This is a genomic window from Nonomuraea jabiensis (assembly GCF_014204795.1).
Taxonomy (GTDB): domain Bacteria; phylum Actinomycetota; class Actinomycetes; order Streptosporangiales; family Streptosporangiaceae; genus Nonomuraea; species Nonomuraea jabiensis.
Genome location: NZ_JACHMB010000001.1, coordinates 10,100,821 through 10,117,749, shown reverse-complemented (window position 1 = coordinate 10,117,749; position 16,929 = coordinate 10,100,821). Strand labels below are relative to the sequence as shown.

19 protein-coding genes and 1 pseudogene are annotated in these 16,929 nt (G+C 70.9%); 12 read left to right on the top strand and 8 right to left on the bottom strand.

What is annotated here, in order from left to right:
* Positions 1-11: 11 nt before the first annotated feature.
* A complete protein-coding gene (locus tag HD596_RS46345; RefSeq protein ID WP_185075689.1) occupies positions 12-1,298 on the bottom strand; it encodes an ABC transporter substrate-binding protein in 1,287 nt (428 codons plus the stop codon).
* A gap of 137 nt (positions 1,299-1,435) precedes the next feature.
* Here HD596_RS46345 and HD596_RS46340 point away from each other — a divergent pair, with 137 nt between their 5' ends.
* Positions 1,436-2,197 carry a FadR/GntR family transcriptional regulator gene (locus HD596_RS46340; protein WP_221519900.1) on the top strand — a complete coding sequence of 254 codons (762 nt, stop codon included), beginning with the start codon at positions 1,436-1,438 and terminating at the stop codon, positions 2,195-2,197.
* 38 nt (positions 2,198-2,235) lie between these two features.
* Here HD596_RS46340 and HD596_RS46335 read toward each other — a convergent pair whose 3' ends face one another.
* On the bottom strand, positions 2,236-2,400 hold the full coding sequence (locus HD596_RS46335) for a hypothetical protein (RefSeq protein WP_185075687.1): 165 nt from the start codon (positions 2,398-2,400) through the stop codon (positions 2,236-2,238).
* Positions 2,401-3,121: 721 nt separating this feature from the next.
* On the opposite strand from HD596_RS46335, the gene HD596_RS46330 reads away from it, so the two are divergent.
* The 4 genes and pseudogenes from HD596_RS46330 (at position 3,122) to HD596_RS46315 (ending at position 5,185) form a co-directional block, all read left to right on the top strand.
* Positions 3,122-3,535, top strand: a complete 414-nt coding sequence (locus HD596_RS46330; protein WP_185075686.1) for a TOBE domain-containing protein — start codon at positions 3,122-3,124, stop codon at positions 3,533-3,535.
* A gap of 13 nt (positions 3,536-3,548) precedes the next feature.
* Positions 3,549-4,355 carry a molybdate ABC transporter substrate-binding protein gene (gene modA / locus HD596_RS46325; protein ID WP_313046367.1) on the top strand — a complete coding sequence of 269 codons (807 nt, stop codon included), beginning with the start codon at positions 3,549-3,551 and terminating at the stop codon, positions 4,353-4,355.
* Positions 4,356-4,664: 309 nt separating this feature from the next.
* Positions 4,665-4,931, top strand: a pseudogene (locus HD596_RS62920) (TOBE domain-containing protein); the annotation flags it as partial.
* A complete protein-coding gene (locus HD596_RS46315; RefSeq protein ID WP_185075683.1) occupies positions 4,928-5,185 on the top strand; it encodes a hypothetical protein in 258 nt (85 codons plus the stop codon). The pseudogene HD596_RS62920 and the gene HD596_RS46315, both read left to right, overlap by 4 nt.
* A gap of 194 nt (positions 5,186-5,379) precedes the next feature.
* Here HD596_RS46315 and HD596_RS46310 read toward each other — a convergent pair whose 3' ends face one another.
* Entirely contained in the window at positions 5,380-5,601 is a 222-nt protein-coding gene (locus HD596_RS46310; RefSeq protein WP_185075682.1) for a hypothetical protein, read from the bottom strand.
* A gap of 127 nt (positions 5,602-5,728) precedes the next feature.
* On the opposite strand from HD596_RS46310, the gene HD596_RS46305 reads away from it, so the two are divergent.
* From HD596_RS46305 to HD596_RS46295, 3 genes are all read left to right on the top strand, one after another.
* Entirely contained in the window at positions 5,729-6,247 is a 519-nt protein-coding gene (locus HD596_RS46305; protein ID WP_221519899.1) for a PadR family transcriptional regulator, read from the top strand.
* Between the two features lie 76 nt (positions 6,248-6,323).
* On the top strand, positions 6,324-6,977 hold the full coding sequence (locus tag HD596_RS46300; protein ID WP_185075680.1) for a cysteine hydrolase family protein: 654 nt from the start codon (positions 6,324-6,326) through the stop codon (positions 6,975-6,977).
* 18 nt (positions 6,978-6,995) lie between these two features.
* Positions 6,996-7,760, top strand: a complete 765-nt coding sequence (locus HD596_RS46295; RefSeq protein ID WP_185075679.1) for a class I SAM-dependent methyltransferase — start codon at positions 6,996-6,998, stop codon at positions 7,758-7,760.
* 189 nt (positions 7,761-7,949) lie between these two features.
* Here HD596_RS46295 and HD596_RS46290 read toward each other — a convergent pair whose 3' ends face one another.
* Complete coding sequence (locus HD596_RS46290) at positions 7,950-8,540, bottom strand: HD domain-containing protein (RefSeq protein ID WP_185075678.1); 591 nt, start codon at positions 8,538-8,540, stop codon at positions 7,950-7,952.
* A gap of 92 nt (positions 8,541-8,632) precedes the next feature.
* Between HD596_RS46290 and HD596_RS46285 the strand changes: the two genes are divergently transcribed.
* Both HD596_RS46285 and HD596_RS46280 read left to right on the top strand, forming a co-directional pair.
* Positions 8,633-9,385: a DeoR/GlpR family DNA-binding transcription regulator gene (locus tag HD596_RS46285; protein WP_281398322.1), complete on the top strand. Its 753-nt coding sequence runs from the start codon at positions 8,633-8,635 to the stop codon at positions 9,383-9,385.
* Complete coding sequence (locus tag HD596_RS46280) at positions 9,382-10,563, top strand: MFS transporter (protein ID WP_313046366.1); 1,182 nt, start codon at positions 9,382-9,384, stop codon at positions 10,561-10,563. Before HD596_RS46285 ends, HD596_RS46280 begins: the two co-directional genes overlap by 4 nt.
* A gap of 12 nt (positions 10,564-10,575) precedes the next feature.
* On the opposite strand, the gene HD596_RS46275 is transcribed toward HD596_RS46280, so the two are convergent.
* Positions 10,576-12,864 (bottom strand): polysaccharide lyase 8 family protein, encoded by a 2,289-nt coding sequence (locus HD596_RS46275; protein WP_185075676.1) that lies wholly within the window; start codon positions 12,862-12,864, stop codon positions 10,576-10,578.
* A 95-nt stretch (positions 12,865-12,959) separates the two neighbouring features.
* Positions 12,960-13,781, bottom strand: a complete 822-nt coding sequence (locus HD596_RS46270) for an SAM-dependent methyltransferase (protein WP_246555347.1) — start codon at positions 13,779-13,781, stop codon at positions 12,960-12,962.
* A gap of 273 nt (positions 13,782-14,054) precedes the next feature.
* Here HD596_RS46270 and HD596_RS46265 point away from each other — a divergent pair, with 273 nt between their 5' ends.
* Both HD596_RS46265 and HD596_RS46260 read left to right on the top strand, forming a co-directional pair.
* The gene (locus tag HD596_RS46265) at positions 14,055-14,261 is read left to right on the top strand and encodes a hypothetical protein (RefSeq protein WP_185075674.1); all 207 of its coding nucleotides are present in this window, start codon (positions 14,055-14,057) and stop codon (positions 14,259-14,261) included.
* A gap of 79 nt (positions 14,262-14,340) precedes the next feature.
* On the top strand, positions 14,341-14,790 hold the full coding sequence (locus HD596_RS46260; RefSeq protein WP_185075673.1) for an MFS transporter: 450 nt from the start codon (positions 14,341-14,343) through the stop codon (positions 14,788-14,790).
* Between the two features lie 9 nt (positions 14,791-14,799).
* On the opposite strand, the gene HD596_RS46255 is transcribed toward HD596_RS46260, so the two are convergent.
* Entirely contained in the window at positions 14,800-15,867 is a 1,068-nt protein-coding gene (locus HD596_RS46255; RefSeq protein WP_221519898.1) for an adenosine deaminase family protein, read from the bottom strand.
* Entirely contained in the window at positions 15,864-16,916 is a 1,053-nt protein-coding gene (locus HD596_RS46250) for an ABC transporter substrate-binding protein (protein WP_185075672.1), read from the bottom strand. Before HD596_RS46250 ends, HD596_RS46255 begins: the two co-directional genes overlap by 4 nt.
* Positions 16,917-16,929 lie beyond the last annotated feature (13 nt).

The window sequence follows — 16,929 nt, the reverse complement described above, 5'->3', positions numbered from 1 at the left end:
GCGGGTGCCGCTTACTTGGCCTCGTCGTCCAGGAACTTCTGGAACGCGGCGTTGGCCGTGTCGGCGGCCGCCGCGGCGTCCTTGCCGGTGATCGCGTCGACGATCGGCTGGCCCACGATCTCCCGGGACTCGGCGACCTTCACGACCTGCGGCCGGTCATGACCCACCCCGTCCTTGGTGCTGGCCGCGATGGCCTCCGCCATGTCCTTCGGGAAGGTCGAGGTGCCCTCCGGGTTGGCCCAGACGGAGGTACGGGCGCCCGGCACGCCGGACTTCTGCTGGGCGAGCGTCTGCGCCTTGCCGGTGGCCCACTCGATGAACTTCCAGGCGTTGGCCGTGTTCTCCGAGTTGGCGTTGATGCCCAGTGCCCAGGCCGGGATGTTGTACGGCTTGGAACCGCTCGGGCCGGCCGGGAACGGCGCGAAGCCAACCTGGTCCGCGACCTTGGACTTGGCCGGGTCGGTGGCGTTCTTGTAGAGCGAGTTGGCCTCGGTGTAGAAGGCGGCCTTGCCCTGGGTGAAGATGGCCATCGCCTCGGACCAGCTCATGTCGGTGCTGACGTTCGCCGGGCCGGAGTCCTTGATCAGCCCTCCGTAGTAGGCGTACGCCTGCTTGGCCGCCGCGCTGTTGACCGCGGCCTTGCCGCTGCCGTCGACGAAGTCGCCGCCGAAGCTGTACAGGAAGCTGGAGAACTGGGTGACCGCCGCCGACTTGCCGGTACGGGCGACGAAGCCGGCGACGTCCGGCTCGGCCGCCTTGATCTTGGCGGCGGCGGCCTTGAGCTCGTCGAGGGTCTTCGGCGGGGCGCTCAGGCCGGCCTTGTCGAGCAGGTCCTTGCGGTAGTAGAGGACCTCCTGCTCGGTGATGATCGGGACGCCGACCGGCTTGCCCTCGTACGTGGTGGCCTCCACCGGGCCGGCCTGGAAGTCGCCGAAGTCCCAGTCCTTGCTGGCCTTCACCTGCTCCGACAGGTCGGCCAGGTACTTGTTCTTGGCGAAGAGCCTGCCCTCCTGAAGGGGGCGGTACATCATCACGTCGATGTCGGACGAGCCGGCGTTCAGCTTGACGTTGTACTGGTCGGAGAGCTGGTCCTCGCCGAGCTGGGTGATCTCGGCCTTGAGCCCGGTCTGCTTCTCGAACTCGGGCAGGGCCTTCTTGATGTTGTCGGTCCACACGTGGTTGGTCAGCGTGATGCGGACCGTCTTGGACGCGCCGCTGTCTCCGCCACCCCCACAGGCGGTCAGGCCCATGGCGGCAACCATGGCCAGAGATGTACCGAGTATCGATCGACGTCGCATGTCATCTCACCTTTCTGTCATGGCCGCCGCCCCCCGTAAGGGCGCCACATGCTCGTAACATCTGCTTAATGCCGGGATGCTAGGCCCAAAAAGCTGATTTATTCAAGAGCAGGGCTTCAACTGATATGCTCTTTGCCGTGAATCAGTCCTCCTCGGGGGCCGCCCCCACTCGGTCCGCCCTCGCCGAGGCTGGGCTGCACGCACGCGTCCTCGACCACCTCGGCACCGCCATATGCAACGGCGACATGGCCGCTGGTTCGATCCAGAGCATCGAAGACCTGGTCGACCGCTACCAGGTCTCCCGCTCGGTGATCCGCGAGGTGCTGCGGGTGCTCGCGTCCATGGGGCTCATCGAGACCCGGCGCCGGGTGGGGATCATGATCCAGCCCCCGGGGGTCTGGAGCGTCTTCGATCCGCAGGTGATCCGCTGGCGGCTCGCCTCGGACGGGCGGATGGCGCAGATGCGCTCGATCACCGAGCTGCGCACCGCGATCGAGCCGTACGCCGCCTGGCTGGCCGCCGAGCGGATCGACGACGACGAGGCGAGCGAGCTGGTCGGGCTCGCGGCCAAGATGTGGGCCGCCGGGAAGGCCGGCGACGAGGCCCGCTTCCTCGACCTGGACATCGACTTCCACCGGCGGGTGCTGGCCGCCTCCGGCAACGAGATGTTCGCGAAACTGCAACTGATCGTCGCCGAGGTGCTCGCCGGCCGCCACCACCACCACCTGATGCCCCATCATCCGGACGAGCGCGCGCTGCAGCTGCACACGGACGTGGCCCAGGCGATCCAGCGCCGCGACGGAGAGCGGGCCCGGGAGGCCATGGTGGAGACCCTGGAACAGGGGTACGCCGAGATGAAGTCGCTGTGGGAGCAGACCGCCGAGCCGGGCGGGGCCTGACCGGCGGCCTTTCGCGTCAGTGTGCGGCGCTCCGCGGATCACCCGGGCGCGGGCAGGGCGACCAGGCGCTCGACGCGCTGGATGCCCTCGTCCGGGAAGCCATCGAGATCGTCACACCTGAGCGGACGCTTCTCCTCCGACGTCGGCTCGCACACGACATCCGGATATTTCCACCCATAGCCGGAGAACAGCGTCGCGGCCACGATCCTTCGACTCCCGGCTCCCGGCTCCCGACTCCCGACTCCCGGCCTCCGGCTCCCGGCCTCCGGCTCCCGGCCTTCGGCTCCCGGCCTTCGGCTCCCGGCCTTCGGCTCGCGGTGACGACCAGGCGTAGGTGGGCGTTCTTGACATCGGGGTCGATGCGCGGCTCGGCCAGCTGGAGCGCGTCGGACAGCAGCGGGCCGGTGAAGGTGTGCTTCTCCGTGCCGTGGGAGGTCTGGTAACGCACGCGGACGGTGTGCTGCGGCAGGCCGCGCAGCCGCGCCATGGTGAACGAACGCGGCCGGGCGACCTGGCCGCGCACCTTGACCGTGCCGACGGCGGTCCGGCGGACGGAGAAGGGGCCCGCAGCGGCCGGCTCGGTGGAGGAGGGACCCGCGGCGGTGTGCTCGGCGGAAGAGAGGCTCGCGGCGGTCTGCTGGGCGGAGGACAGTCGGGCCGCAGCCGCAGCCGCAGCCGCAGTCGCGGTCGCGGTCGCGGTCGCGGTCGCGGCGGTTGCCGTTGCCGTGGCTGGGGTGGCGGGCGTGAGGGCGGCCAGCAGGGCGGTGGCGAGGGCGGATGCGACGGCCCAGTGGCGGGGGAACCGAGACTCACGGAGGTGCTCTCCGATCTCGTGAATGCCATGACAAGGCCTTAGATGATGGCGCTAATGCGGTGGAAGACGACTATTCAGGCTCGAATGTGCGGAAGGTATCGTGAGAGCTTGTGACGACGTTCCGGATCAGCGAGGCCGCGGCGCTGCTTGGGGTCAGCTCCGACACGATCCGCCGGCGGGTGAACGCGGGCCGGCTGGGGGCCGAGCGGGACGAGCACGGCCACCGGCAGGTGAACGGCGCCGACCTGGCCGCTTTTGCTCGCTCGCAGATCGAGGAGAGCGGCGACGGCAGCCGCTCCTCGGCGCGTAACCGTTTTCGCGGGATCGTGACCGAGGTGATCCGCGATGCGGTGATGGCGCAGGTGGAGATCGCCGCCGGGCCGTTCCGGGTGGTGTCGCTGATGAGCCGCCAGGCTGCGGACGAGTTGGGCCTGGAGGCGGGGGTGGTGGCGGTCGCCGTGATCAGGTCCACCAACGTCGTCGTGGAGATTCCCGGTCACGAGCACGTGGCCAGTTACCTGTGAGGAGCCCCCTGTGGTGTTCAGGCGTCTTTCCCGATGGGCGATCGCCCTGCCCGTCGCATTCGCGCTGGCGGGCCTGGCCGGTTGCGGCTCCGGCGGACCGGCCACGTCCACGACCGCGGCTTCGTCGGCCCCGGCCGCCGGTGGCGGGGCCAAGGAGGTGACGGTGTTCGCGGCGGCGTCGCTGACGGGGACGTTCACCGAGCTCGGCAAGACCTTCGAGGCCGCGCACCCCGGCACGACGGTGAAGTTCAACTTCGGCTCCAGCGCGACGCTGGCCCAGCAGATCGTCCAAGGGGCTCCGGCGGACGTGTTCGCCGCGGCGAGCCCGGCCACGATGAAGACCGTGACCGACGCGTCGCTGGCGAGTGCGCCTACTACGTTCGTGCGCAACAAGCTGGAGATCGCCGTGCCTAAGGACAATCCGGCCAAGGTGGACGAGCTGAAGGATCTGGCCGACAGCAAGGTGAAGGTGGCGTTGTGCGCCGAGCAGGTGCCGTGCGGGGCGGCGGCGATCAAGGCGCTCGACGCGGCCGGGCTCAAGGCCAAGCCGGTGACGCTGGAGCAGGACGTCAAGGCCACGCTGACCAAGGTGGAGCTGGGCGAGGTGGACGCGGCGCTGGTCTACAAGACGGACGTGATCGCGTCGGCGGGCAAGGTCCAGGGCATCGCCTTCCCCGAGGCCGACAAGGCGATCAACGACTATCCGATCGCGACCCTGGCCAAGGCTCCCGCGGGTGACGTGGCCAAGCAGTTCGTGGACCTGGTGCTGTCGCAGCAGGGCAAGGACGTGCTGACCAAGGCCGGCTTCGAGGCCCCCTGATCCAGGATGAGCTCTTCGGCCCCGGAACCGCTCGACCCGGCAGCCCCGCATGGCGGGTTCGCCGGGCGTTCGGCCGGTCCGGGTGGTGGGCTGGCTGGGGGTTCGGCCGATCCGCCTGATGAGCTCGCCGGGCGGCCGGTCGGTCCGGGTGGTGGGTGGTCGGCCGGTCCGGGTGGCGGGCTCGCTGGGCGGCCGGTTGCGGGCGGCGAGGTCTCTGGACGGTTGCCGTGGATGCTGGTCGTGCCCGCGCTGGTGGGTCTGGCCTTCCTGGTGTTGCCGCTGGCTGAGCTGCTGCTGCACCCCTCCGAACGGCTCGATGGGCCCGCATTCGTCGCCTTCCCGCCCGCCGCCGTCGCCCTCTACCGGACCCGCCCGGACGGGAGCCCGCGCAACCTGTGGCAGGCGCGCATCGAGGGCATCGAACGGCACGGCGACAACGTACGCGTCCACCTCGACGGGCCCATCGCCGCCTTCGCCGACATCACCCCCGCCGCCCTGGCCGCCCTCGACCTGACCCCGGGCCAGCAGATCTGGGCCTCGGTCAAGGCCGCCGAGACCCACGCCTACCGCGCATGAACGAGCTCCCGCCGGACGGCCGCCACGAGTGCAACGCCATCTGCCTCGGCGGGCCCTGCCACGGTGTGCTCGCCCACGTCGACCAGGACATCGGCATCCTGACCGTCCCCGTACCGCGCCTGTCGCCGGACGAGCCCGAGACGTGCGCCCGCTACCGCATCACCCGCGAACGGGTGCGCTACTTCGGCCAGGGCGAGCCGTACATCGCCCTGCACTGGGCCGACCCGCCATGCTCCTGCGGCCTGGATCCATGACGGGTCGTCGGCGCACACCCTGATGTAGGTCTTCCGTCGGCGATCAGCACCTCTTGCCTTCTTTCACTGTCAGTAGTCTCATGGGGACTACCAAGCGCTGCCGGGCGGGAACCTGCACGCCGCCGGTCGCGCCCACCCCTTCGGCGCATGGACCGTCTCATGTCGTCGATCCCAGGAGGACCAGGCCCGCGACCTCAGAACTGACCGTGGGCGGGCTCGACCCAGCTGAGCACGACGAACGGGGTGGCGCACGAGGGATGGTGGACGCGACCTGCCGTGACCCGATAGGGGGCGCCGCGCGTCGAGCCGTCCGCCTCGAACGCGAACACCTCCACGACGCCGACGTCCTGGTCGATGCGGGTCAGCATGCCGTCGTGGGGGCCGCCGACGCAGATGGCGTTCGGGACGGGTTTCATCCCGGGCGGCGCCCTAAGGTGCCGGCCTCGTTCTCCCTCACAGAGCAGTCCTCCGCAGCCGTGGCTAGTCAATGCGAGACTACTTGGCGACCCTCTGACGCCCGCGACTGGCCCTACCCTTGAGCCTGTGGATCCTCGCGCCCTGTCGCTCACCGAGTGGATCGTGCTCGCGCTCGTGGCGGAGGGGCCCACGTACGGCTTCGCCGTCGCGAGGCTCACCGCTCCCACCGGTGCCGTCGGCGCGATCTGGCAAGTGCCGCGGCCTCGGGTCTACCGCGCGCTCGATCGGCTCGCCGACCTGGCTCTCATCGAGCCGTGCGGCAGCGAGCCGGGGAAGGGCGGTCCACAGCGTACGGTGTTCACCGCCACGGCGGCCGGGGCGTCGGCCGTGGGTGGGTGGCTGATATGCCCGGTCGAGCACATCCGCGACATCCGTACCGAGTTCCTGATCAAGTTCGCCCTGCTCCGGCGGTCCGGCGCGGACCCGCGCCCGCTGCTGGACGCGCAGGCGGAGCGCATCGAGCCGATCGTCCTCAGCCTGCGCAGGCAGCGGGACCAGGCTCATGGCTTCGACCACGTCGTGGCCGCCTGGCGGTACGAGACGGCCGAGGCGGCGCTGCGCCTGATGCACACGGCCCGGTACTGACTCCGGACCGCCGCCAGGCGGCTCGGCGCGTGATGCGATGATTCCGGGTGACGACCCTCGCGGAGGACGACCGTTCATGAACGCCATCACCGATCCTCACCTCGCACCCCGATGGGCCACCTCTGCGCTGCTGACCATCGACGTGCAGCGCGACTTCCTGTCCGAAGCGCCGTACGGCGTCGCGGGCACCAGCGAGGTGCTGCCCACGCTGGCCGGGCTGGCTACCGCCTTCCGCGCCGCCGGACGGCCGATCGTCCACATCGTCCGCCTGTACGACCCCGACGGCCACGACGCCGACCTCGTCCGGCGTACGCTGCTCGCGTCGGGCGCCGCCATCGTGGCGCCGGACAGCCCCGGCAGCGACATCGCCCCCGAACTGCTCCCGCCGGACGCGCCGCCGCTGAAGGCCGGCCTGCTGCTGTCCGGCGAGCCGCAGCCCCTGGGGGAGCGCGAGGTCGCCCTGTTCAAGCCGCGCTGGGGCGCCTTCTACCGCACGCGGCTGGACGAGCTGCTGCGCGGCTGGGAGGTCGACACGCTCGTGGTGGCCGGCTGCAACTTCCCCAACTGCCCGCGGGCGACCCTGGTCGAGGCCAGCGAGCGGGACTACCGGCTGGTGCTCGCCGACGACGCCACCTCACGACTGCACGACGTGGGACGTACCGAGATGACCGGCATCGGCGTCGCCCTCCTGCCCGCCGAGGCCATCGCCGGTGCGTTGCACACCCTCTGAAACCGATGGGAGCCCCGATTGACCGCCACGCTCGCCGGTGACTTCGACTACGACCGCCATGGCCGGGGCTACGCCCGGCAGCGCCGTACCGACCCGCGCATCGCCGCCCGCGTGCACGCCGCGCTCGGCCAGGCCCGCACCGTCATCAACGTCGGCGCCGGCGCGGGCTCGTACGAGCCCGAGGACCGCCACGTGGTGGCGGTCGAACCCTCGGCGGCGATGCGCGCCCAGCGCCCCCGCCACCTGGCCCCCGCCCTCGACGGGATCGCCGAACGCCTGCCCTTCGACGACGACAGCTTCGACGCCGCCATGGCCACCGTCACCGTCCACCAGTGGAACGACACCGAACAGGGCCTGCGCGAGCTGCGCCGGGTCTCCCGCGGCCCGGTCGTCATCCTCACCTTCGACGGCGACGCCCTCGACCTGCTGTGGCTCGCCGAGTACGCCCCCGAGCTCATCGCCGCCGAACGCCGCCGCTACCCGCCGATCGATCTGATCGCCTCCCTCGTCGGGGGCCGGACGGAGGTGATGCCGGTCGCGATCCCCATCGACTGCGTGGACGGCTTCACCGAGGCGTACTACGCCCGCCCGGAACGTTTCCTCGACCCGCAGGTTCGCGCGTCCCAGTCGGCGTGGGGGTTCGTCGACGACGACGCCGAGGCGCGGGCCGTCGACAGGCTCCGGCGTGACCTCGACAGCGGCGCCTGGGACGACCGCTTCGGCCGGCTGCGCGAGCAGCCGGAGTTCGTCGGCTCGCTCCGGCTCGTGGTCGGACATCCGTGAGCTGAGGTCGTGCTCCCCGTCCGGAGCGCCGGTCGAGGTCGCCTCGCGGCCGAACGCTGCTGGTGACACGGCGGGCCGCTCGCGTGCTGAGGACGTGCGGCCAGGCGGCGAGCGGACTGCTGCCACGTGGGATGGCGATGGTCTCCCTGCCAGAATCCGAAACCGTCGGTTCCCTCACGTCGTACTCGGTCAGGAGAGTGACGGGCTTTCGAGGGGGTTGGCGGCGATCCGCGTGGCGAGGTCGTTGCGGACCGAGGCGGCGGCGGCGCTGTCCGGCTTGCGTCTCGCCTGGTCCTCGAAGGACGCCAGGAAATCCCTGCCGAATCCCAGCCGGGGATAGCGGGCCAGCATCTCTGCTCGTGCGCCCGTCGAGAACTGCTCGGCATGCCGCCCGACGACCTCCCAGCTTGAGGCCACCTGCAGCAGGTGCGCCTCGGGGTCGGTGGCCGCGGACACATCCTCGCGCATGTGCAGCACGATGATCTCCTCGGCCCTGGCAGCTCGCTCCGCCGGCCAGCCGGCCACCGTACCGAACACCCAGGCCAACCGGCCTCCGGCCGCCTCGAAGGGCACCGCGTGGCTGTCGAACGCCTCCGTCAGTGCGATGTCATGGAGCAGCGCCGAGACGTAGTACAACTCGTCGTCGTAGGCGATGCGGTGCGCCGCGGCGTACATCGCTCCCCAAAGGTAGGACCGCACGCAGTGGTTGATCAGCGCGGGTGAGTAGAAACGCCTGGCCACCGACAGCGCCGCCGCGGCAGCGGGAGTCTCCGGAAACATGAGCTCAGTCTCTCCCGCACCCCGGCGCGCGTGTCGAGTGCGGGGGGCGCTTGCCATTGTCTTGCGCACATGTGTCGTGTTTGTATGAACACATGGAACGTTTGAGGGCCATCATGAACGCCTTACGAACCAACGACAGCGTCTCTGTAGCCGAACTGGCCGCCGAGCACGGCGTCTCCGAGATGACCATCAGGCGCGACCTGGACGAGCTGGCCCAGCAGGGCGTGGTGCGCCGCGTCAGGGGCGGGGCGCTGTCGCTGCTGCTGCGCGGCGAGGAGCCGCCGTTCGGGGTGCGTGAGCGAGAGGCGGTGGAGGCCAAGCAGCGCATCGGCGCGGAGGTGGCGGCCCTGATCGCCGACGGGGAGGCGGTGGTGCTGGACGGCGGCACGACCGCGCTGGAGGTGGCCCGGGCCTTGCACGACCGCCGCCTGACCGTGCTGCCGCTGGCCCTGCAGCCGGTGTCGCTGCTGGCCTCCGCGCCACGCGTGCGGTTGGTGCTGCCCGGCGGCGAGGTACGCCAGGGCGAGCTGAACTTCATGGGGCCGCTGACCGAGAACTCGTTGAAGGCGTTGCGGTTCGACACGGCGGTGATCGGCTGCTGCGGCCTGTCGGCCGAGCACGGGCTGACCGCGCACGACCTGCCGGAGGTGGCGGTCAAGCAGGCGGCCATCGCTTCGGCGCGGCGCGTCATCGTGGCGTGCGACTCGGGCAAGTTCACGCGTACGGCCTTCGGCGCCGTGTGCCCGATCTCGCGGCTGGACGTGGTGGTGACGGACTCCGGCATACCGGGGGAGGAGCGGGACGCCCTGATGGCGGCCGGGGTGACGGTCAGGGAGGCCGGGTGAGCGCCGGGCCCGGCGTCCGGCAGGGCCTTCTCAGGCGCGAACGTACGGCGGTCTACCTGCTCTTCTTCCTGGCCGGCACGGCCATGGGCACCTGGACGGCCCGCATCCCCGCCATCAAGGAGCACCTCGGGCTGGGGGACGGCCAGTTCAGCCTCGCCCTGCTGGCCATCGCCGGCGGGGCGATGGCCGGGATGACCGCGGTGGGCCGGCTGGTCGACCGGCACGGCAGCAGCCGCGTCATGATTCCGGCCGCCCTCCTGCAGGGCGTCGTCCTGGTGCCGCCCGCCTTCGCCCCGGACCTGTGGGCGCTGGCGGGGGCGTTGCTGGCGTTCGGGACCGTGCACGGGATCCTCGATGTGGCCATGAACGCCAACGCGGTGGAGGTGGAACGGGCCTACGGACGGCCGATCATGTCGTCGTTCCACGCGGTCTACAGCATCGGCGGGTTCGCGGGCGCCACTGCGGGCGGCCTGTTCGCGCACCTCGACCTGTCAGTCGCGGCCACCTTCGTGTCGATGGGGGCGGTGATCGCGCTGCTGGCGACCTGGGGCGCCCGCTGGGCCCTGCGCTCGGTCCCCTCCCGCGCCCAGGACCCGGCCACGGCCGCGGATTCCGGCGGGTCGCAACCCAAGGGGATCGTCTTCCTGGGCGTGCTGGCGTTCTGCTGCCTGGTGGGCGAGGGCGCCTCGGCCGACTGGAGCTCGGTCTACCTGCGCGAGGACCTGGCCGCCTCGCCGGGATTCGCGGCCGCCGGGTATGCCGCGTTCTCCATCATGATGACGGCGGGGCGGTTGGCGGGCGACCGGCTGGCGGCCAGGTTCGGCGCGGTGCCGCTGGTGCGCTGCTGCGGGCTGCTGGCCGCCGTGGGGCTGGGGCTGGCGCTGCTGGGCGGGCATCCGGTGGCGGGGGTGATCGGGTTCGGCTGCTTCGGGGCCGGGCTGTCGTGCATCGTGCCGCAGGTGTTCTCGGCGGCCGGCCACCGCGATCCCGCCTTCGCGGGGCGGGCGCTGGCGCGGGTCGCCTCCATCGGGTACCTGGGTCTGCTGTCGGGGCCGGTGCTCATCGGGGGCGCGGCACAGCTGGCGGGCCTGCCCCTCGCGCTGGTCATCCCGGCCGTGCTGGCCGCCTTCGTCGCCCTGACGGCCACTGCGCTGCGCACCCGTCCGTCTGCCCGCTAGTCCCCAGAGGTCTCAGACGCGCACCACCGCGGTGTGGGCGTGCCCGCGGCTGCCGCCGACCTCCACCTTGACCGACTTCTTCGACTTGCGCACGCTGCGGTCGCTCTCCTTGACCGACTTCACCGGCCAGGGCAGCCTGATCTTCACCTCGTCGGCGGTCCTGGACGGGTCGGAGACCGCGAGCCGTACCCGCTTGTGGTCGCGGCGGAGCAGCAGCGTGCAGGGGCCGTCGGCGGCGAGCGGGCCGTCCGGGGTCTCGACGGTCCCCGCGCGCCAGAAGACGGCGGCGAGCAGGTCGTCGCGGGAGATGGCCTGCACCGTACGGGAGTTGGCGAGGATCTCGACCTGCCGGCCGTAGGCCGCGGTCTGGGCGACGGAGGCGTCGGGCAGCACGGCGTAGGCGTAGCGCGCCCTGCGCGGATCAACGCCATGATCGACGAGGATCGTCGTGTAGTGCCTGGTCATGGGGGTGTCGTCGCCTCCCGTGGTGGCGCCCTTGTCGATGTCCCGCCAGCGGCCGGTGCGCTTACCGCGGATCACCTTCGCCTTGCCGCCGTCGAGCAGCGCGTAGCCGGCCACGCCGCACAGGTGGACCCAGCCGTCGCCCCGGGTCAGCGGCGGGTGAGTGTCGTGGGTGTTGCGGTTCTCCACGATGGTCTCGATGCGGCGGCCGTCGGAGGCCGTGATGCCGGCGCCCAGGGCGATCACCGCGTCATCGAGGAGGAACCACGCCTTCCTGGCCCGCAGCGAGGAGCCGTCGGCGATCAGCCTCATGGCCGCCACGCCGTACTCGCCGTCGAGGGCCACGCCGCCCGCCCACGGGGTGGGCGGCAGGCGACGCTTGCCGTGCGAGAGATCGGCGCGCCTGCGGGTGTCGACCGTCGTGCCCGGCAGCCGGTACGGGTCGATCGTGGGCCACAGGTCGTCGTTCCAGTGGGTGAGGTCGCCGGTGTAGAGGTAGGTCATGCCGTCGCCGGTGTACCAGCCGTGCAGGTTCTCCAGGTTCATGGCCTCGGCCGCGCCGATGCGCTCCGAGCTCATCGCGATCGCGTAGGCCCAGGTGGGACGGCGGTGCACGACCCGGTCCATGTCCGCGAAGACGTACGTGCCCGTCATGCGCGGACCGACCGGCACCGACGGGTCCTCCAGCAGGGCCTTGGCCTCCGCGATGCTCGGCAGCGGCGCGAGCGTGTCGTACGGGATGGCCTGGTTGCGGGTGAGCCAGCCCTTCACCATCGGCCGCCAGCGCTGGGCATAGCGTTCGGGCGCCGCCTCCAGCAGGGTGAGGATGGCCTCGACCGCCTTCTGCCCCGAGTGGTAGTCGCGGTGGCCCTGCACCGAGATCTGCCGGCCGCGTACGCAGTCCATCATCAGCCCGTCGAAGATGAACGGCGCGAACGAGCGGTCCACGATCTCGTAGACGTTCCCGATCCCGCCGATCTCCCACGGTGACCTCGCGAGCATGGCGATCAGCTTGGCCACGCTGTCCAGGTAGTCGACGCCGTAGCTGCCGGTGTAGGGGAACACGTCGTGCTGGATGAACGACCCGTCACGGTAGAAGCCGTCGCCCGGGCCCTTGGTCCGCCGCAGCAGGTCGGAGACCGCGTCCCTGGCCCGCTTGACCAGGCGCGCGTCGTGGGTGAGCAGGCCGCGCATCGCCACCGCCATGGCCTTGCCCGCCCGGTTGGCGCCGGTCTCGACGACGCCGGGGTGGCTGACGCGGCGCTCGGGGTCGGGGCACCAGCGGCGTAACGGGCGCAGCCAGCGCTCGATGCGGTCCTTGGGCAGGCCGTCGTACATCAGGGCGCAGGTGTCGGTCAGCGCGCGGGGCACGCCGATCTCCCACCAGTACCAGTTGCTGCCCTGCCGGTCGAGCCCCTCGCGGTAGGCGTGCTCGTACAGGAAGTCGAGCGCGCTGACCGCGGTCTCGGCGACCCGCGGGTCACGGTGCATGGCGGTGCCCGGCGTGGCCCAGCCCAGCGCGAGCGTGCGCATGCGGTTGTAGGCGCGGTTGAAGTTGCCCGTCCGGGGGTCTGCGAGCGGCAGGTCGGGCCACAGGCTCGGGCCGCCGGGTACGGGCTTCAGCTTGCGCAGCACCGCGTTGGCCGAGCCCTCGACCGCCTGCGTCTTGTCGGCGTACGCGGAGTCGTACGACCCGCCGGCCAGCAGGCTCACCCATCGCTCGCGCGCGGCGTCGAACGCGGCGGCGCCGGCCGCCTCGGCCGGTCTCTCCCACAGGGCGAGGCCGGCCAGGGCCGCGGCGCCCAGCAGGGCGGACCGCCGACTGAGGGGGTGGGTCATGGAGGCCTTCCGACAATCGGGCAAATACCAGCAGAAAAGATCATAGGTCCACAGGAGGGTGGATCATTTCGCCAGTGTGCCCAGAGGCGGAGCGGTCAACCGTACAGGTCGGCGACGCCGGCCCTCGTCCGGGGGCGGTACAGGGGCCGCTTGACATACGTGACGGGGACCGACGAGATGGGCTCGTCGAGCGCCGCGTCCGGCCGGCGACGGGCGACGGCGCGCACGTAGCCGAGGTGGCGTCCGCGATCAGCGGTGAGGGCGTCGATCTCCACCTGGTTGTCCGGTGCGATCGCGCGCTGCCATTCCAGCCAGTACTTCCACCCGTCGGTCATCGAGTCGGCCACGTCCACGTGGGCGACGCCGCTGCGATCCCAGTGGCGGCGCCACCACTGCGCCGAGTGCAGGTTGGCCATGCCCGGCTCCCACCACGCCGCCAGGTGCTCGGGCGTCGGCCCGTCGATCTCCTGCATCAGCCCGGCACCCGCGATGCCGATCTGCCCGCCTGGCCGGACGAACCTGGCCAGATAGTTCAGGTACAGATCGTCGGTGCCGTAGTAGACGAACGAGTCGATGCTGACGACGGCATCGAAGAAACCCGCGGCGAACGGCAGGGACCGGGCGTCGGCGTGAATGGGGAACGCCGCATGCTCGGCGCCGGCGTCGCGGATGCGTTCCATGCGTTCGTCGGGGCTGAACCACAGGTCGGTGGCCCATACCTGCACGTCGAACTCGCGATGCAGGAAGACCGACGAGGCGCCGCGGCCGCAACCCAGATCCAGCACCCGCATGCCGGGACCCAGCGACATCGCCTCGGTGAGCCACTCGGCCAGCCACAGCGAGTTGGCCCCGCCGCTGACGCTGGAGCGGATCCAGTCCGGGTGGTAGCGCGAGGTCCGCGGGAACCGTTCTGACATCAACGGGTCGATCTGCATCGTGGGGGGTTCTCCTGTGGGTCCGCGGTGGGCAGGTTGCGGTGGGAGGGTAGCGGAACGTGACGCCGTGTTCCCGCTCGAAACGCCGCCCGATGAGTAAAGTCTCCGGCCGGTACGGCTGATGGCGGGTCGCCAGGCGCAGGGGCGATGCCTATGCGCACTGAGATCAGCCGAACACGGTGCGCACACCAGCCCGTGACGGCATCCTGCAAGAGCGAGAGATGACATTGACCTCTTGACCGCCCGGAGGCAGCCATGAGCGAGTACATCACCACGGACGCCAGCGACTGCTACCACTCCAGCGAGGAGTGTGAGGCGTTCAAGGCCGGCCGTCGCGGCAGCGACGCGGCCGGGTACCGATTGCACGAGATCCGCAGGGTGACCGCCGAGCAGGCGGAAGGGCAACGCAAGACGGCATGCCCCGTCTGCGCGGAAAGGGCTGCCGAAGGGGCGCCCCCATGACATTCCGCTTCACCTCCTGCGTCATGCCCAGCAGGCGGCCGTGCCGGGCTACAGGCCGAGGAGGTCCAGGAACTGCCGCATGGTGGTGATCTGGCGTTCGGCCGGCCAGACCGGGATCGCCGGCCCAGTGGTGACCGGGCTCTTCGGCGACCGGTTCGGCCGCGCCCTTCCGCGCGGCGCGCTGCTCGCGGCGGGAACCTGCGGGAAGCTCCTCGCCATGACCGCCCACGACAGCGACGTCTTCGCCGCCGCCATGCTCCTGTGGAGCCTGTGCTATCCCGCCGTGGTGGCCTGCCTGTTCGCCCTGGCGGCCGGGCTCGACGGCGCCGGCCGCCACGTCGCCCTGGCGCAGTCGTCCTACATCGCCGGCACGGCCCTCGCGCCGGCCGTCGGAACCGCCCTCGGCGACCTGCTCGGCTTCCAGAGCCTGGGCTTCACGCTCGCCACCCTCGGCGTCGGCCTGGCACTCGTCTTCGTCACTATCGCAAAAGCGACGGACCGCCCCCAGCCCCTGGCCTCACCGAAGTGAGCGCCGGTATCACTCCGCGAGTTCGTTCTCGAAACGCTTGCGCAGCGCGTCCTTCTCGGGCTCCGGCAGCCAGCACGCCTCCACCCCGGCCAGCGCCATCGCCCGCAACCGCTCATCCGGTACGGCGAGCTGCTCGGAGAGGATCCGATACTCGTTCGCCAGCGACGTCGGGAACATCCCCGGGTCGTCGGAAGCGGGGATGACGTTGAGCCCGGCCTCGAGCATCGCCGCGATCGACGCCCGCCGCCACGGCCGCCACGAGCGCCGCGAGGTGGTCGAGATGACGGTGAACGGGATCTGCTCGTCCCGCACCCTGGCCACGACCTCGTCGTCCTCGAGCACGAAGTAGCCGTGGTCGATCCGGTCGCAGCCGAGCACGTCGAGGCAGGTGACCGTGTTGACGGCGACGGGCGCGTGCTCGGAGGAGTGAGCGGTACGGCGCAGCCCGGCCTCACCGGCGAGCCGGAAGGCGGCCTCGAACCGCTCCGGCGGCCCCGCGGTCTCGAGGTTGTCCAGCCCGATCCCCGCCACGTAGTCGTGCGGGTGGTCCACGACCGTGCGCACCCAGGAGAGCGCCTCGTCTGCCGACCTGCTCCGGTCGACGGCCGCGATGAGCCGGCCCGACATGCCGAAGTCGCGTTCGGCCATCCTGATGCCCTCGGCGTACGCCTCGACCACCGTGGCGTAGCCGAGCCTCTCCTGCTGCTCGGTCAGCGCGTCGAAGGAGACCTCGAGATGCCTGGTCGCGCTGGTGCGGTGGGCGTCCTCGAACGCCTCGTAGGTGATCCGGGTCAGATCGTCGGCGTCGCGCAGGACCTGGAGCACCCACGAGGACACCTGGAAGAGCGAGTAGGAGACCTCGGGCTCGTCCGCGCTCCTGCCCTGCGGCACCGGGATCCGGGTGTCCAGGTAGAGCGCCGGGTCCGGCGGGAGCGAGTTCACGTCCGCGTAGATCCGCTCGGGCGTGTCAGGCAGGTCGAGCCCCTCCCGCCGGGCCAGCTCGGCGAAGGTCGAGGCGCGTACGGTGCCGATGAGGTGGCAGTGCAGATCGACCTTGGGCATCAGGTCAAGGTTCACTTGCCGGCCACCTCACGGGTGAAGCGGTCGACCCAGGTGGCGCGGGTGTCGACGAGCTGGGCGGGGTCGAGGGTCTTGAACCCGGCGGCCACCGGGTCCTTCGCCGCCTCGCCCGTCACCTTGGCGATGTCGGCCGGGATCTCGGCCTTCGGGTTCGTGGGCAGGTCACCGGCGGCCTTCGCCATGGCGCTCTGCGCCTCGGCCGACAGCATGTAGTCGATGAACTTCGCCGCGCCCTGCGCGTTGTGCGCACCCTTGGGGATCATCGCCCGGTTGGTGGCCATGTAGCGGCCCTTGGCGGGAGCCGTCCAGGCGATCGGCTCGCCCGAGGTGACGAGCTTGGTGGCGAAGCCGCTCAGCGCGTCGGCGGCGACGATCTCGCCCTGGGTCAGCAGGTTCGTGACCTCGGTCGAGGAGGTGTAGAACTGCAGGACGTTCGGGGCCCAGCCGGCGAGGGTCTTCAGCGAGGTGTCGATGTCGTAGGGGCCCTTGCCGTACGACTCACCCACCCCCGAAATCATGAGTTGTCCGGCGGTCACCGAAATATCGGGAAGTGCGACCTTTCCCTTGTTGGCCGCGTTCGCGAACAGCTCCCAGTCGGCGGCCTGCTTCTGGCTCAGCTTGCCGGTGTTGTAGATGATCCCGTTGAGCTGGTGCGTGTAGGCCGGACCCTCGTACGCGCCCTCGGTCGCGAACGGCGCAAGCTGCTTCATGTTGGGCACGTCGACCTTCTGGAAGAGGCCGTCCTTCTGCCCGAGCGCGGCGAAGTAGTCGGAGATCAGCACCACGTCCGCCTCCGGCTCGCCCTTGGCGAGCTTCAGCTTCGACAGCCGGTCGGCGTTGGACCCGGTGTCCAGCTCGACCTTGATCCCCGTCTGCTTGCTGAACGGAGCGACGACCGCCTGCTCGAACTCCTTCACTCCGAAGGGGAAGGTGCTGACGACGATGGTGTTCTGATCGGCCTGCTTCTCGGCGGAGCCGGAGCCGGAACATCCGGCTGCGGCGAGCACCGTCAGAGCGGCGGCCAGTACGGCGCGGCGCGTGGGCATGGGGTCGTTCCTT